We start from the raw sequence: 15662 nt of genomic DNA on the forward strand, positions 1-15662 counted from the left end.
GCATTAGGCCAGTACGGCTGCGTCGAAAATATCTTGAGCCTATAGCGGTAACCCACGCACGGCATCTAACGGGCAGTAGCGGTCAATTGCTAGTCTACAAAGGTTGGAGCTATTCCCTCCTCATATTTCATCTGACGTTGATCAATCTGCTTCAAAGATTTGGTTCAGGCTGAACGCTACTTCATACTCAAAAAGCGAGACATTAGGCACTGCCACAATAGCGTGACGTAGGTTTGAGCTGATGGATTTCGCAACGATGACGCCCTTCACCATCTTCCCGTGCGCAAGGTTCTTCTTGATCCAGCCCATGTAGCGGCTGATCTGACCAATGGCACGATCTGCCACACGTCCACGTTTCAGTTCAAAAATCACGAACGCGTCATCTGAATCAAGTGCGAGTATGTCGATTGGCCCAACATCGGTAGGGTATTCAACTCCATCACGACCTACAGGGTCGACATAGAGGCGAAGGGATTTATCTTCCAGTTTCAGTGATTCGATGTTGTGAGATATGAAGTCGCGTAGCTGCCATTCCAGTTCAAAAACTGTCTCTCGATCTGAATCTGGCGTGTCTTCGTTTCCAAGAGTCAGGTCTTCGTCTTCGATGGCTTGAATAGCTGTTTTAGGTGTGCCGGGATGCAGAACCAGAACCTGTGTTTCAGTGTCTTCAGTGACCCATCCCATTCGAGTGAATGCACGACGAAGCTGCTGAGAATTCGTGTTTGGATCGATAGGTGGTGCTTCATTAGGATTCTGACGGCACCATTCCTTCATCGGATATAGCGTGTGCCCCCCATCTAATTCGACCAAAACAACAAAGTATTTCTTGGGTGGCTGCATCTGGGGGCGTCCATGACTGATGTCCTAAGGCTGGCAGGTTAGCTGGTGGGTAGTAGGAATACTACTTTGGCAACATTGCTCGCCTATCGCCACCGGTGGCAACGCGCAGCTGTCAGCTGATTATGGTTACTACTCATGCTGTTCTAGGGACAGAAGTCGGTCGGCTAAGCGTCCGCTTTTGGCGGATTTCTGCCTGTCGCGACAGGCCGAAATCGACCCAAAGCAGACTGTGGCGACTGGCAGAAATCGGCCAAAACCGGCCTGAGGGGTTGGGTGTGGCACCGACGTTCGATGACGTACGGATGTGGCTAAGATGATGAAGTCGATTAAGGCTGTAAGGGGCAGTTCGCAGACTTGGTCTTCGGTGTCTGTACTGGGGCGTTAGCCAGCCGCTACCCGAGCACACTCGCTGTATTGCTTGTCCAGGTTGCTGACGCGGTAGTTAGGAGAGGTGAAATATAGCAGTACGCGGTCGTCCTTCCCCGCGAATTGCTCCTTTCCAGGGAGGCGATCGAAGCGCCTGGAGGCAACGCTGCCGGTGATGTCGTACTTACCGGAATTGTAGGCTTCGCGGCTTTCCATCACGAAACGATTTGTATCCCCATAAATCTCGGTCCAGTGCTTCTGACCACCGTAGTCTTGGCAATCCCATTTTCCGGGCAACAGTTTTTTTGGACTTTCTCCTATGTATTTCGGAGCATTCCCAAGGGCGATATTCCCATCCTGATCGAGCGACGGGGAGCCGTCAGCAATCGGCTGGGGCGGTTTAGGTGGCGATTTAGGAATCAAAACGACGTTATTGTCGGTCAGGCATTGACGATAGGCCATAACCGAAATCTGGTTCGAGTTATACGCTGAATACACCTCATACGCGGCCACGACAGCAGCCTTCATGGGGTTCCTGTCGTCGACATTTTTGAGCCGTTCCATGTATAAAAAGGCATCGGTCTCAGTCACCCCTTCTTCACGTAACATCGCTGCAGCTTGGTACTGCTTAGAGATTTTCATGCAATGGGCCTGTATTTCGGGGGATGCCCCATCAGCCAGCACAGCCCCCGAGGCAGCAAAAAAGAGGGTTCCAAGCAATCCTGCTGTCTTTGAAGCCATAGGCCGTCTCCTTGAGCCAAATAGTGGCAAATTGATTTCTCAAAATACTTCAAGGCCCACGGCCAGGCAAGCTCACACAGCCTGACCGTTATATGCCTGTCGCCTCTTTAGACTGCATTGGCCAGCCGGATTCCAACATGCTTCTTGGCTCTGGACGGCAGAGAATGCCCCATAACATCTGGTGGCGAATGGAAAACAAAGCACCATATGCGCTTCTTGCTGAAGCAGTCATCTACTGCATCTTGGAAGGAGGGGCGACTCACACAATGACTAAGTCTTGATTGAATCGCCTAGAATTTCATGATGGAGACTACTAGCTCTTCTCAAGAAACAATTTTTGAAGTGCAGATATTTGCGATGCAAAAGCTTCATCGCGAGAGCGTATGACTTCATTTAGAGAAATTATATCCTCGCGATACTGCTTGCGGAGATCGTCAGAATAGCTCCTTGTTAGGTTTTTCGACGCATCACTCAATGCGCTTTGTAGAGGCTCCATATCTTTTATATGCATCTCTTGCAATGACTTTACCTGTTCCATGACGGTCGCAATCGTACTTTTCTTAGCATTCGCGGCCTCAAGCTCCTTTGATGCCCACAAGTAACCTACGCCCCCGCCACCAACGGAAATGATGACAAATATCAATATAAGAATAATCACCTGCGAAAATGGTCGCGCACTATCCTTTACGACAATTCGATAACCAAGATAAATAACAAGCCCTAAGAGGCCAAGATAACCAAACTGTAGAAAGCTAGACATCCAATTAATTCCTTTTTGAGCGGTGTTAGAAAGCAGAGATAGACTTGGCTCGCGGGACCGAGATTTTAAGCCGCGCAACATTAGCAGAGAAACCATGGTGGCGTCTTAATATCATGCAGGATTAAAAACGACGGTGTATTCGTTCTATAGGCTTGGGGCTCCGACTGGCAGTTCTCTGCCCTTAGTGATAGGCAGAAATCGACCCATACCGGCCGGTCATAGCCGGCAGATTTCATCCAGCGAACAGCTAAGGGATTTATATCCCATCGATTCGATCTCTCAGTCGGCAGCTATCTAGCTGCGAAGCCGAGTCAAGGTAGGCGAACGAGGCTGCGCATAACGACATCTTCTTTAAATTGCGCACAAAAAGCCACTGGGAAGGGCTTTTTTGTAGTCGAGAGTTTTTGGGGCTATTAAAAGGTCGAGCGGGGCTTTATCAAAGCATCCAAGAATGAGCCGTCCTCTAACGACGCGGTAGTCAGAGGTTGAAACACCTTAGTGCTTATTTCTATTTTGTTCTTTGTTCCATTCCTAGGCGAATACACAACAAAGACGCTAATGGTGTTGGTGTGCATAGGGTGCTTAACCATGCCCGAAAAAAATGTGAGCCTATGGCTGGTTTCTTCTTCGTATTTTGCGGAAAGCATAGTGAATGCTCTCCTGATGGCTGCTTTGTTGATGTGGTAAAGCTCTTGGCTCTCCTGGGTTTTGACGCTTCTGGAAATCACGTTGAGAATGTGATTTGCCGCTTTAGTATCGAACCAGTTTTTTACTAGAAAAAAAACTAAGAGCGATGCGCCATATGTAGGGATAGCAAGAGCGATCGCCGCGAATACCGACAGAAGAAAATACATAAGAATCCTTGCCTTTCTTTAATGAGCAGTCAAAATCAATGCCAGATTTTTAGCCGTGAGTGTGCGCAAAGCAATGCCAAAAAGTCGCTGCGTCTACGAATAATAGCCGCTTTGTTAAAACGGCTCATCCGTTTCCAGGAGATTGCTGTAAAAATCCAACCCCTTACGCTGAGCAACCGTTGCAGCACCGCGCATCATTAGGGTAAAACGAGGATCGTTGGTAAACCTGGCTTGATCAACGTCATAAACGCAAAAACCTGCTGCCGAGAGCAGTACAGCCGCATATTTCCTGTCTGTGTCCACCAACGCTACCGCCCAAAATACCAAGGCGTTAGCAGCCAAAGCCTTTTCATCGTGCTCCATGATCCAGCCGGGGAATGAAGGAAAAAACTGTTCGGCATGGGCCCACATTGCGTCGATTTCGCCAATTATTTTGGGGGGAATTGGCGCCTGCATGGCTGCAAAGGCACTGATCAGACCACCATGCATTTGTCCTTTGGCCAGCTTGATTGTGGCTTTGTAAGGCCATGAACTTAAAACCTTGATTAAAGCCCCGAGCATGTCGCGCGTCCTTACTATCGTGAAAACCTGAGTATGCCAGCCGCATGGCCAAAAGCCATCGAAGAACGAACCAAGAAATCACTTTGGAGCTCGCGAGGGGTGCATGATCTGCGAATAACGACATATGGTGACTCCGGTCACGACTGAGCCCCGGCCCTAGCTCGAACGCATTGGGAGTCCCACCTAAAATCGTTACGGAGCCCTCTTCAGATCAGTCAAAGTTTAGTTTGTCACGACTGACCGAAAATGGCTGATCGCTGCCGGTCATGTTTGCGAAGGGGGCGGGGCAAATCCGGCACACACAGCGGGTTAGGTCAAATGTAAATGGGTGGTCAATCACGAGGTGTCAGCGGTTCCGGAGAAGTGGCTCGAGCGAGCGTAGCGTTCAGCTAGTGTTCCCGCACCAGTTACTCAAAGACGATACCCATGTCAGATAACTTTGAAGCCAACAGTTACAGCAGATGCACTCACACTGTTCTTCACAACCAGCACGCCATATCCGCGGCCATCGAGGAGGTAACCAAGTGTCTTTCTAAGAATGGAGTGCGCAGCGTTGCCGCTAACGCAATTGTTGCTATGGAAACGCTGGACCGGAATGCTGAAGACATCACAGGCGCTATCATGCGGCTACGGCAGCTATAGGTATGCCTGAGCTGATACGCGCTAATTCGAATTTATTTGTGCTTTCTGCTTGATAAGTAACACCCATAGTGCAACAGTGTTAGTAGGACACCCTAACTGATACAGGCACTCATCATGTTCATCCGCGCATACCTCCGAGCATCCACCGAAGAACAAGACGCCAGCCGCGCCCAAGCCTCGCTTGAACAGTTCGCCAGCGACCATAACAAGGTCATCGCGAGCGTGTATCTGGAGAATGCCAGCGGCGCCTCCGCAGACCGGCCGGAGTTGCTGCGTCTGCTCAAAGATGCGCGCAAGGGTGATGTGCTGCTGGTGGAATCGATAGACCGGCTCTCCCGCTTGCCGGTGGAGGACTGGCAGAAGCTCAAGGCCACGATTGATTCCAAGGGGCTGCGCATCGTCGCGCTCGATCTGCCGACCAGTCACCAGGGAATGCAGGACACGAAGGGCGACGAGTTCACCGGTCGAATGTTGAGCGCTATCAACTCGATGCTGGTGGAAATGATGGCCGCCATCGCGCGCAAGGATTACGAGCAACGCCGCGAGCGTCAGGCCCAGGGTATCGAGAAGGCGAAAGCTGCCGGTAAGTATCAGGGCCGGCCGGTCGATGAAGATCTGCACAAGCGCGTTACGGAGCTGCTCGGCGCCGGCCTTGGCATCCGCGCAACAGCCAGGCACGCCAACTGCTCAACCACCACAGTCCTCAGGATCAGGGACTTGGCCAGCGTCTGAAAGCACCAATAAAAAGGCTTTGTGGCCAAGGTCATACCTGCGCCATGACCACACTGTCTGCATTGCAGTTTCTCGGAAACATGCACGGCGAAGGCCGCCTGGTCGGTGGCAGAGGCATCAAGTTATCGGGGGGGGGGCGGCATCCGGCATATGAAGCGCTGTTCCAGCTAGGTTGTTGTCGGTGAGTTCGACGTCGACCAGTTGTTCGATACTCTCTACGCTTGGCTCAAAGACCCTCAACCTCGATTCCATGCTCAGCCAGCCAGTCCTTGCGTTGAGCGTAGTCGGGCATGGCGCGCTCTAGGCGCAACCAGAACTCTGGGGTGTGGTGCGGCTCGTGCAAGTGCACCATCTCATGCACCACCACATATTCAGCGATGTGCTTGGGCAGCAGGACGGTCTTCCAGTGGAAGTACAGCAGCGCGCCCTTGCCACAAGAGCCCCAGCGGTAACCCAGGTCCTGCACGCGCACACCGCCGGGCAAAACTTCCATGCGCGCCTGATAGTCCTTCACGCGCACGGCCAGCCAGCTGCGGGCATGCTCGCTGTACCAACGAACGAAATGCTCACGCGCGCGTCCCAGCTCGCAGCGCAGCAGGCGAAAGCGCCCGGCCGACAACTTCAGCGGCACATCCTGCTCATCCACAAGTTTCAAACGATAGCTGCGCCCAAGGTAGAGAAAGCCTTCGCCATCTACATACTCCTTGGTAGGGATGGCACGCTGCAGGCGCTCTTTCTCGGCAAGCCGCGAGTAAATCCAGAAGCTCTTCTCCTGCACGAACTGCCGCAGCACCTGCTCCTCCACCCCGGGCGGGGCCGATAAGATCAGCTCGCCATCGCGCTCGACGGTGATCTGCAGCGTCTTGCGCCGCGCACTGCAGCGCAGTACCAGGTGCAGATCATCCACCGTCAATATCGTCACGCTCACAGCCGCATCAGCCTGTCATGGCTGGCCTGCGCCTGTTTCATCAGGCGGTCGGCCAAGACTTCGGCCGTATCCATGTCGACCAGTGGCGGTCGCAGGCGCATCAGGCGTTCGAACAGCTGGCCAGACAGCTCCTCCTGGGCGGCGCGCTTGCGTGGGCTCCAGATATCGCGATGGCTCAGCAACTCATCCACCAGCATATCGACCAACTCCACCGTCACATCCTTCAGACGCAGCAGTTCGTTGGGCTGCGGGATTGCATCGGTGCATACCACGTCCAGCAGGGTGCGCAGGAAGGGTGTGTAGTGTTCGGGCAAGTCCATGGACGTACTGTCGTCACTAACCTGCCCAGTGCGTAGCTCGTCGATGATCTTCTGCATCTGGATGACTAACTGCTCCCATTGCTCGCCAAGGGACTTGAGCAATTCGCTCAGGCGCTCCGACAGCTTTCGGAACAGCACCGGGTCCTCGTCGGCGTGCTTGCGGATATGCGAGCGAATGGCATGCTCCATCTCCGATGCCTTGGCCCGGTCGTTGACGCTACGCGACAACTGCTTCTCGAAGTCTGCATCGGTAAGTTGGATGGGCGGAATCTTCGGGTCGATGCCCAGCGAGATGACGTGATCATCAATCAGCTTGCGAACCTTGGCCCCGACATCCTTGCCCAACTGCGGCAGATCCTTGTAACGCCCGCGCGCGCGCGCGTGGATATAGGCCAGACGCTTGGCATCCTTGACGAAGGGCAGTCCCTCAGGGCGCGGCAACACTGTATCAAGCGAGGCCAGAAAAGCCTTCAGCTTGACCGCGAACTCGGCGCGTACTTTCTCCTGCTCCAGGGCCGCAAGGCAGGCCTCGGTGTCCTCCAGCGACTCGATACCCTGACGCCGCAACACATCCGCCACCCGCAGGTGACGATCGCGTAGCACCGGCACTTCGTCCTTGATGCTGCTCAGCGCGCCCTCGATATCTTCATCGGCATAGGCCGCCAGGGCCTCCTGCAAATGGTTGGCCACTCCGTAATAATCGACCACTATTCCGCAGCGCTTGCCGAAGCCAGTACGGTTTACCCGGGCGATAGCCTGCAGCAGTTCCGCCTCCTTGATCGGCCTATCGAGGTACATCACGCCTTCGATGGGCGCATCGAAACCGGTCAGCAGCATGGATTTGACGATCAGAAAAGCCAGCGGGTCAGCTTTGCCCGGCTGCTCATGGTGCAGAGCCTTTTTGAAGCGCTTGATCAGTAGCTCTTGTTTGGCCCCGTCCGTCCAACCCTTCCACTCCGCCGGATCGTTGTTGCTACCGGAAATTATCGGCGCGAATTCCAAGCTGCGTAGCATGTCGCGATAGCGCCATGCCTGAATGCGCGCCTGCACCTTTGGCGGTCGCTGGCACAGCGCTTCGTCGTCGAGGCCCTTGTCGGTTGCCGGCAAAGCTTCGGCCTCGGCAAGCAACTCGTCGCGGGCGCTCTGCAAGGCATTGAAATATCGAATCGCCGCAATCCGGCTGTAGGCCACCACCTGGGCTTTGTAGCCGTTGGGCAGGATGTTGGTGACGTAATGACGGAGGATATCGCGGGCCTTATCGGCGATCAGCGCCGGAGCGTCGAAGATATGCCCCTTGGTTGCGTATTTTTTCTTGATCAGCTCCAGCTCTTCCTGGCTGTAGTCGCGGAACAGGTCCTCGAACAGCTCGTCCAGGCTGGCACCGTCTTTCACTGCGCCTTGTGCCGTGCGTCCTTCGTAGAGCACCGGTACCGTTGCGCCGTCAGCCTCGGCTTCCTTGATGGTGTATTTGTCGATAAAGGCACCGAAAATCTCGTGGGTGCGCTTCTTGTCACCCATGATGATCGGCGTGCCAGTGAAGCCGATTCGTGCGCAGTTGGGTAGGCCGGCCAGCAGGTTGGCGTGCAGGTCACCGGCCTGGGTACGGTGCGCCTCATCCACCAGCACCAGAATATTCTCATCGCCGTTGAGCACCTCGAAGGGCTTACTCGCCTGGTAGGGCGCGGATTTTTTCGCCGCGTTGGCCATTGCCGATGCAGTTTGTGCCGCATCCTGCTCAACCGTGGCCTCTACCTCCTGCTCCAGGTTGCGGTACTTCTGGATGGTGGCGAATACCAGCCCCGGCCCCTGGCGACGGGCCAGAGCTTTTACGCCCTCGATATTGGATGCCACCTCCGGCAGCTCGCCGCTCAGGGTGGCCGTGGCAGCCAACTGGTGCTGAAGATCCTTGCGGTCGGTGACCACTATCACCTTGAAGCGGCGCAGCTGCGCATCGGTGCGCATCTTGCGTACCAGGAACACCATGGTTAGGCTTTTCCCAGAACCCTGGGTGTGCCAGACAATGCCGCCACGCTGGTCTGACTCGCCGTGTTCGCGGCGGGTTGACCCGGTCTTCAGTCGGGTGATCGCGCGGTTCACCGCACGGTATTGCTGGTATCGGCAAACGGTCTTGATGGTCTGCCCGCCCACCTGCATAAACAGCATGAAATGACGAATCAGGTCGAGCAACTGCGCCGGAGCCAGCAGGCCGGCCACTAGGCGCTCCTGTTCGGACAGCTTGGGCTTGCCTAGGGCCTCGGCAACGGCCTGCTCGCTTCCGCTGCCATCCGGGCCGACCACCGTTTTCCACTGGGCAAAATGGGCGAAGCCGGCGCCAATGCAGCCGACCCGCGCCTCGTCGAAGCTGCTGGCGATCAGCAGCTGTACGCTGGCGAACAGCGCCTCGTTGCCCTCGTTTTCCTCGACCTCGAAGGCCACCTTGCGTTGGTTGCTGTAGCGGCGCAGCTGGTCTACCGCCTCGACCAGCGGTTCGGGGATGGAGGGGCTCTTGCACTCCACCACCACCAGCGGGATGCCATTAACCAGCAGCACCAAATCCGGGATGATGAATTTCTTGCCGCTGTCGTAACCGGGCGGGCAATCTACACGGAATTGATTGATAACGCTGAAGTGGTTATTGCCGGGCGTGCCCCAGTCAATGAACTGAATGGTTTGCCCGCGACCACCCTCCCAGCCAGGCAGGCCATCTACGGTGACGCCTTTTAGCAACAGCTCGGTGGCCTTTTGGTTGGCCTCCATAAGCTTGCCGGCACCCAAGCGGGTGATGGCCGCCAGCGCTTCTGCGATACGCTGATCATCCAGCCAGGGCTGACCATCGCGCAGGTTGATGGCCCGCAACCGTTCGCGCAGCATAGCGTCCTGAATGACCTCGGCGAAGCTGCTTCGCCCGGATACGGAGGGGGTGTCGAGGCTCCCCTCGACATGGCGCCAGCCCTGCCCTTGCAGCTGCGCAACAAAGGGTTTCTCGACGTCTTCCAGTTCCCAGCCCACAGGCCTACTCCCTTTATCTCTATTGGATGAGCTGCATCCGATTCAATCCATAACGGCCCATAACGACCCATAACGACCCATAAGTTATCCCTGCGGGCCCCTCGTGTAGTAGCTGCCTCGCCGCTCTCCATGCTGGATGAGACGCTGTTCATCACGAAGGCGGCCAAGCAGCTTCTTGGCTTGCCCTTCGGCTAAGCGGCAAAGCTCCATCACTTCGGCCCGTTTGATCTGCCCATGCTGACGCACATAACTCAGCACCATCTGCTCGTGTTGAATTGGTGTGAAACCGGCTTGCCGGGTATAGGCGGCCTTGTCACCCGAGGCCTGATACAGTCTGGCCGACAAGGTGTAACTGCGCGCTCGCGTAGCGCCGTGGGCTTCCACCAATCCCGCTTCGGTCAGGGCTTCCAGGGTTCGCTTGGCGCTCGCGGGGTCGCGCTGAATGTGCTCCGCAAGCTCGTCCGCTGTAACACGTTTGGCCGAGCGCAGCGCAGCCAGGGCAATCAGGCTGTCGATGGGTAGCTCAGCGTTGGTGCGCCGCTCCTCCTCCACGACTAGACGGCGGAAGTCGAGGTCGGCCTCGGAGGTGGGCAGGCGCAGCACCACGCTCTGGGCCGTGGTATAGCCATAGTCCGGCGCCGGGCGGCCGAACTTGAGCATGCCGCGAAAGATCTTGTCCACGCCGCGACCGGAGCGCTCGACCACGCCGATGCGTTTCATGGCGTCGGCCAGGGCTGGGTTGCGCGGGCGCGGCTCGGTAACCAACAGGTTGGCCAGGGTGACGCCATCGACCAGACCGCCGGGGTTGCTGACCACCAGGGCCTCGTCTTCCAGGCGTACATGCACGGCACCTCGGCCATGATAGTCGCGGTGGACCAAGGCGTTGGCCACGGCCTCACGGAAAGCCCCCATGTCGACCTTGGGCACCGGCACGCGGAACAGCCCGACCTGCATCTCTTCCTCGGGGTTGTAGGGTCGGAAGTTGGTTTCCAGCCAGTCCAGCCCCTTGAGCAGCGGGAAGCGGCGAAATTCGTTGAAGCGAACAGCCTGCTGGGCCAGCACCTGGAACGCGAACTCGTGGGTTGGCACTAACTGGCGCAGCGAGGTTTCCCGGCCCACCAACAGCAGACCGGTAAGCGTGGGCACGCGGGAGCCATCCGGTTGGCGCGCGGTGAGCAGCAGTGCGCCGTCGAGAGCCTCATCGTCCAACTCCTGCAGCACCCGGTCGCCACCGTACAGCTGCACTGCCTGGCGCAGGCGTTCGCGCTCCAGTGGGTCGAGGTCGGCCAGGGTGGCGCCGGCCACTGGCTGGGCCGATACGTCAATCAGGCCGAAGCTGGAGGCACGGCTGCTGCGCTCATGGGGCAGCATGGGTGCACACTCAGGTGTGCCATCGTGCTTGAGGCGGCGGCGCAGATAGACGCCGCCGGCGGTGGACACCTCACTCTGGACCTTGGGTACGAGGATACGCGCCACGGTCACGCCATCCACCTCGACTGCCTCAGCCTGTACCGCCAACGAGGGCGAGGTACGCGCCGCCACCATGCCGGCCAGACCGTCCAACAGGCGATGCTCGGCATGCAGGCCGGTAGGCGTGCCGGCGTCCTCCACACCCAGCCATAGCTCGCCGCCTTCGGCATTGGCCAGGCAGATCAGGGACTCAATCAGTTCGCGGTCGGAGAGCTTCTTCAGGTCACTCTTGAACTCGACGGTGAGGGTTTCGCGGGGCGGCAGGCTATTTCTCATGGGGTAGCGGCTCCTTGCAGCAGCGGGGTAACGCGGATGCGGCCGGTGAGGATGTCGTCCATCAGGCCAATCTTCTGCTGGCTTAGTTTTTCCAGCTCAGCAGCGTGCGCCGCTAGATCCTGCTCGGTCTTCATCAAGATAGCGGCAACTCGGTCCTGCTCTCGGCGCGGGGGTACCACGACCTCATAGCTCTTGAAGAATGGAAGCCCGATTGTCTTGATCGTACTTCCCATCGCTATCGCTTCGAACTTGGGCTTTTCTCGTTGCAGGTAGAAGTATAGGAAAAGGTTGTTCAGCTTTTCTCGGCAACACCATCCTATAAAGTGCTGGCTCACCGCCATGTCGCATCCGAGGATGGCACTTTTCCCGACTCCCGCATCACGGGACAGAATGACAGTGCCTTCGGGGTGAACAACTGCTGATGAGTTGGCTATGCCAAGCTCGCTGATTTCCTTGTCCGTCTCGTAGATATAAATTTTGTCGAGACGATGCGAGTCGGCCAGAGAAACCCACTTGATGCCGCCATTCCAGTAGGACGGGACGCTCTTGCTCGGAGTATGGCCGCTGCCGCGAGCCGCAACAGCATCAAGCCGTTGCACCTCCCACTCTTGAGGAATCCACCCCAGCGGCGACTCTTTGTAGAGCTGCGGTGCTTCGCTCTGCGCCGGGCGCAGCTCGCCGTTGGTGTCGATGCCTCGGGTCAGCAGGTCGTACAACAGGCCCTGCTTGACGGCCTTAAGCTTGTCGATTAGTGCCCCGGTTTCACGGATGGTTGTGTCGAGGGTGTCGAGGATTTGGGTGATGGCAACCTGCTCATCCGAGGAAAAGTCTCTAACTAGGAACTCATCAAAAAACTGGCGCTGTACACGCTGTTGGCCGGCGGAGCCAACCATTTGCCGTTCTGCCGCCTGCCTAAAGCGGCGACTCTGCGTAATGTGAAAGACAAAGCGGGGATGAATGCCTGGCTTGGCTCGGAGGACATGAAACTCTGTACTCCCAAAGCCAATACCGTTGCACAGTCCTATAGCATGGGCGCCCTTGCCGTTCTCGAGGCAAGGTGTAATTTTGGCGACCAGCACATCGCCATCCTTGAAAAAGGTAAATCCAGTGGCTACCGAACGCAGTGAGCGCCTTTGTTGCGTGATCCAATCACCTGACTCCGATACGTCGCTCATCGGGATGAACGACACGTCTTCACTGCCAGTTATTCCTTGTGGAATGCAAACGCTGGGGTTGATCTCGGCAATTGCCGAAAGTGCGGTCTCAGACATACCCCAACCCCTTTAGAAAACCCTGCAACGCCTGCGCTGCCGCATCGCGCTTGCCCTCGATTTCCGCCAGCGTAACCCGGTATTTGTCCCACCAGTTTTCGAAGGCGGCGACCACGCCCTTGCGCTGGGCGGCGATATAGCGCAGAAGGATGGCCTGCATATCGTGATGGAGGATGGTCAGCAGTAGTTCGGCGGCCTGTGCCTCGCTGAGTACATCCACGGCCTGGTTAAGCTGGGCGGCCAAGCTTTCCTGGCGGGCCTTGAGCTGCTTTTTCACCTTGGTCAGCTCGGCCTTCCAGGCCTTGAGCTGGGCCTCGCCAACGGTATTGTCCTCGTCGCCTTCGGCCTCCGCTTCGCCGGCTTCTTCACCATCCCCGCCCTTGCTCGGCGTTGCGACCTTGAGCTGGCTGTCCAGCTCGGCCTTCTTCGCCTCCAACTCGGCAAGGTCGCTGACGAACGCGTCAAGTAGGAAGCGCACCAGCTTGTGCTCCAACGGGTTGTCCTTGCTGGCCTTGTCGTCCAGAGCGGTGACGATGCTGGTGCGCCAGGCATCAATCACACCTTTGCAATCACGGGACATCAGGGTGAGGAAGTCGTATTTGCTCTGGTACCAGAAACCGGCGACGATGCCACGCACCTGGAAGGGGGCCAGCAGGCCTACGGGTTCCAGCGCCTGGCTAAAGCTCGCCAGCAGCTCGCTGCGCAATCGCACCAGGGCGCCGCTATTACCCTGCTGGCCGGCCAGGGCAGTGATGCTAGAGCCATGCGCCTGCCACCAGCCATCGAAGGCCCCGTTCAGGGTGGCTTCCTTGGCCTGCAGGCCGGAATTGCCCTCGATGGCTGGCTTGACTACCTGGCGGCTGGCCAGCTCGGGGCGAAAGTCGTAGTAGCGCGCGTCGCGCTCGATGAACAGATCCAGCGGGTTTAGCCCTTGGGCGGCAAACAGCTCGGCCTTGGCCGTTACCTCGGCCTTGGACACTCCGCCCAGCAGGTGGGCACGCACGTCATGCGGCTCTGGTGCCGGGGCATTGTCCACATAGCGGCGGATATTCAGGTTGTAGTCGTTGGCGCGCAGGGTGGCGATATCCAACACCACGGCCAAGCCGTCGATCTGGCGGAAGTCGTCGAAGGCGGTGGTGATCTTCTCGATATGCTCGGGCAGCAGGAAGTTCTGCGCACGGCCCTCGAAGTATTCTCGGTCGGCGTTGATGAACAGCACCTGGCCCTGGCGCTCGGCCGGTTTGCCACTGACCCGGTTGGCACCCTCCTGCTTCTGCTGGCGCAACACCAAGATGCAGGCGGGGATGCCGGTGCCGTAGAACAGGTTGGCCGGCAGGCCGATCACCGCTTCGAGCAGGTCGTGTTCGATGATGCCGGCGCGGATGGCCTTCTCCTCACCGCCACGGAACAGCACGCCATGGGGTAGTACGGTGGCGATCATGCCCTCGTCCTTGGTCACCGCCAGCATGTGCTGGAGGAACATCAAGTCGGCCTTCTTCGCCCCCAGCGGCACTTCGCCGAAGCGGAAGCGCTCCTCGCGAAAGCTCGGGTTCCAGGCCAAGCTGCCATCGGGGTTCTTTTCGGTGTGCCCCCAGTTGATGGAGAACGGCGGGTTGGTGAGGATTCGATCGAAACGGCGCAGCTCGCCGCCCTCAATATGCCGGGGGGCAGCCAGGGTGTCTTCGTTCTCCAGCCAAGCGCTGCTGATGCCGTGCAGCAGCATGTTCATCTGCGCAATGGACCAGACGGTGCCGTTGAACTCCTGGCCGAACAGGTTGGCCTTGCGCGCGTCCTCGCCGTGCTCCTCGATGTACTCCTTGGCGGCGATCAGCATGCCGCCCGAGCCACAGCAGGGGTCATAGATGTCGTGGTCCAGGGTCGGCTTGAGCAGTTGAACCATCAGCCGCACCACCGAGCGTGGTGTGTAGAACTCGCCGCCCTTCTTGCCAGCGGAGTCGGCGAACTCGGCAATCAGGTACTCGTAGGCGGCGCCGAGCAGGTCGGGGAACTCGAAGTCGCTATTGCTCAGGCGCACTTCGCCGAAGTGGGTGATCAGCTGGCGCAACTTTTGATCGGGGATCTTGCTCTGGCCGACCTTGCGGGTGAAGTCGATGTGCTCCAGTACCCCTTCCAGGGAGGAGTTGCTCTCCTCGATACCGGCCAGGGCCTTGTTCAGCAGGTCGCCGACGTTGATGTGGGCTTCGTTGACCAAGTGCTTGAAGCGCGACTGGTTGGGCACCCAGAAACTGCCATCACGCCTGTACCAGCGCGGGTTCTCGGCCGCGACGTAGGCGTCAGCTTGGCTCTTGCCCGCCTGCAGCTCCTGCGCAATGACTTGTTCGTAGCGCTCCTCGAACACGTCTGAGCAGCGCTTTAGGAACAGCATGCCGAAGATGTATTCCTTGAACTCGGAGGCATCCATCTTGCCGCGCAGAATGTCGGCGGCCTTGAACAGGTGACGTTCCAGTTGCTGAAGCGTGAGGGGCATTGCGGTGATCCTTATCGTCGCCGTGCTGGCGATGCGGTCCCTGGAGATGGGTGGGTGCCCGGGATTCTAACGCAAGGTGCAGTAGGGGCGGTGGGGGACTATTAGAGGTTGGGGCGAGTTGTTGGCTTTTTTGGGAGGAACTGGTGGCGTGATTACAGCGCTCGCTGTGCGCGAATTTCGCCGGAACAGAGGCGCATTCAGTTTAATCAAGCGGGAAGCTGTGACCAAAGCTGTGACCAAATGGCGTTGAATTGCTCTGAAACAAAAAAGGCCCACCGTGAGGTGAGCCTAAGTTGTTGTTTTGTATGGTGCCGGCACCAGGAGTCGAACCCGGGACCTACTGATTACAAGTCAGTTGCTCTACCAACTGAGCTATACCGGCGTGTTAGGGCGACGATTATAGC

11 protein-coding genes, 1 tRNA gene and 1 pseudogene are annotated in these 15662 nt (G+C 57.5%); 2 read left to right on the forward strand and 11 right to left on the reverse strand.

The genetic code is table 11. From position 1 onward, the window contains the following. Nucleotides 1-141: 141 nt before the first annotated feature. From F8N12_RS05455 to F8N12_RS05475, 5 genes are all read right to left on the reverse strand, one after another. Entirely contained in the window at nt 142-840 is a 699-nt protein-coding gene (locus F8N12_RS05455) for an endonuclease NucS domain-containing protein (RefSeq protein WP_191623116.1), read from the reverse strand. A 381-nt stretch (nt 841-1221) separates the two neighbouring features. Then, complete coding sequence (locus F8N12_RS05460; RefSeq protein WP_150579534.1) at nt 1222-1947, reverse strand: hypothetical protein; 726 nt, start codon at nt 1945-1947, stop codon at nt 1222-1224. A gap of 313 nt (nt 1948-2260) precedes the next feature. After that, the gene (locus F8N12_RS05465; protein WP_150579535.1) at nt 2261-2707 is read right to left on the reverse strand and encodes a hypothetical protein; all 447 of its coding nucleotides are present in this window, start codon (nt 2705-2707) and stop codon (nt 2261-2263) included. Between the two features lie 413 nt (nt 2708-3120). Then, nucleotides 3121-3561, reverse strand: a complete 441-nt coding sequence (locus tag F8N12_RS05470) for a hypothetical protein (protein ID WP_150579536.1) — start codon at nt 3559-3561, stop codon at nt 3121-3123. Nucleotides 3562-3675: 114 nt separating this feature from the next. Beyond that, on the reverse strand, nt 3676-4122 hold the full coding sequence (locus F8N12_RS05475; RefSeq protein ID WP_150579537.1) for a hypothetical protein: 447 nt from the start codon (nt 4120-4122) through the stop codon (nt 3676-3678). Between the two features lie 426 nt (nt 4123-4548). Here F8N12_RS05475 and F8N12_RS27770 point away from each other — a divergent pair. Continuing rightward, a pseudogene (locus F8N12_RS27770) lies at nt 4549-4764 on the forward strand (hypothetical protein). A 114-nt stretch (nt 4765-4878) separates the two neighbouring features. Next, nucleotides 4879-5496 (forward strand): recombinase family protein, encoded by a 618-nt coding sequence (locus tag F8N12_RS05485; protein ID WP_150579539.1) that lies wholly within the window; start codon nt 4879-4881, stop codon nt 5494-5496. Between the two features lie 226 nt (nt 5497-5722). Here F8N12_RS05485 and F8N12_RS05490 read toward each other — a convergent pair whose 3' ends face one another. The 6 genes from F8N12_RS05490 to F8N12_RS05515 form a co-directional block, all read right to left on the reverse strand. Continuing rightward, a complete protein-coding gene (locus F8N12_RS05490) occupies nt 5723-6424 on the reverse strand; it encodes a M48 family metallopeptidase (protein WP_150579540.1) in 702 nt (233 codons plus the stop codon). Next, nucleotides 6421-9753: a type I restriction endonuclease subunit R gene (locus F8N12_RS05495; protein WP_150579541.1), complete on the reverse strand. Its 3333-nt coding sequence runs from the start codon at nt 9751-9753 to the stop codon at nt 6421-6423. The genes F8N12_RS05490 and F8N12_RS05495 overlap by 4 nt, the downstream gene beginning before the upstream one ends. Nucleotides 9754-9837: 84 nt before the next feature. Continuing rightward, the gene (locus tag F8N12_RS05500) at nt 9838-11499 is read right to left on the reverse strand and encodes an ATP-binding protein (protein ID WP_150579542.1); all 1662 of its coding nucleotides are present in this window, start codon (nt 11497-11499) and stop codon (nt 9838-9840) included. Then, on the reverse strand, nt 11496-12770 hold the full coding sequence (locus F8N12_RS05505; protein WP_150579543.1) for a restriction endonuclease subunit S: 1275 nt from the start codon (nt 12768-12770) through the stop codon (nt 11496-11498). The genes F8N12_RS05500 and F8N12_RS05505 overlap by 4 nt, the downstream gene beginning before the upstream one ends. Continuing rightward, a complete protein-coding gene (locus tag F8N12_RS05510) occupies nt 12763-15258 on the reverse strand; it encodes a type I restriction-modification system subunit M (protein ID WP_150579544.1) in 2496 nt (831 codons plus the stop codon). The genes F8N12_RS05505 and F8N12_RS05510 overlap by 8 nt, the downstream gene beginning before the upstream one ends. A 306-nt stretch (nt 15259-15564) precedes the next feature. Further along, a tRNA-Thr gene (locus F8N12_RS05515) sits at nt 15565-15640 on the reverse strand. Nucleotides 15641-15662: the final 22 nt, after the last annotated feature.

This window comes from Pseudomonas fluorescens (genome assembly GCF_902497625.1).
GTDB lineage: Bacteria > Pseudomonadota > Gammaproteobacteria > Pseudomonadales > Pseudomonadaceae > Aquipseudomonas > Aquipseudomonas fluorescens_BQ.

Excerpts from the sequence above, each read along its gene's own strand:
- F8N12_RS05510 (WP_150579544.1), bottom strand. The coding sequence starts at position 15,258 with ATGCCCCTCACGCTTCAGCAACTGGAACGTCACCTGTTCAAGGCCGCC.
- F8N12_RS05475 (WP_150579537.1), bottom strand. The coding sequence starts at position 4,122 with ATGCTCGGGGCTTTAATCAAGGTTTTAAGTTCATGGCCTTACAAAGCC.
- F8N12_RS05500 (WP_150579542.1), bottom strand. The coding sequence starts at position 11,499 with ATGAGAAATAGCCTGCCGCCCCGCGAAACCCTCACCGTCGAGTTCAAG.
- F8N12_RS05465 (WP_150579535.1), bottom strand. The coding sequence starts at position 2,707 with ATGTCTAGCTTTCTACAGTTTGGTTATCTTGGCCTCTTAGGGCTTGTT.
- F8N12_RS05505 (WP_150579543.1), bottom strand. The coding sequence starts at position 12,770 with ATGTCTGAGACCGCACTTTCGGCAATTGCCGAGATCAACCCCAGCGTT.
- F8N12_RS05470 (WP_150579536.1), bottom strand. The coding sequence starts at position 3,561 with ATGTATTTTCTTCTGTCGGTATTCGCGGCGATCGCTCTTGCTATCCCT.
- F8N12_RS05485 (WP_150579539.1), top strand. The coding sequence starts at position 4,879 with ATGTTCATCCGCGCATACCTCCGAGCATCCACCGAAGAACAAGACGCC.
- F8N12_RS05460 (WP_150579534.1), bottom strand. The coding sequence starts at position 1,947 with ATGGCTTCAAAGACAGCAGGATTGCTTGGAACCCTCTTTTTTGCTGCC.
- F8N12_RS05455 (WP_191623116.1), bottom strand. The coding sequence starts at position 840 with ATGCAGCCACCCAAGAAATACTTTGTTGTTTTGGTCGAATTAGATGGG.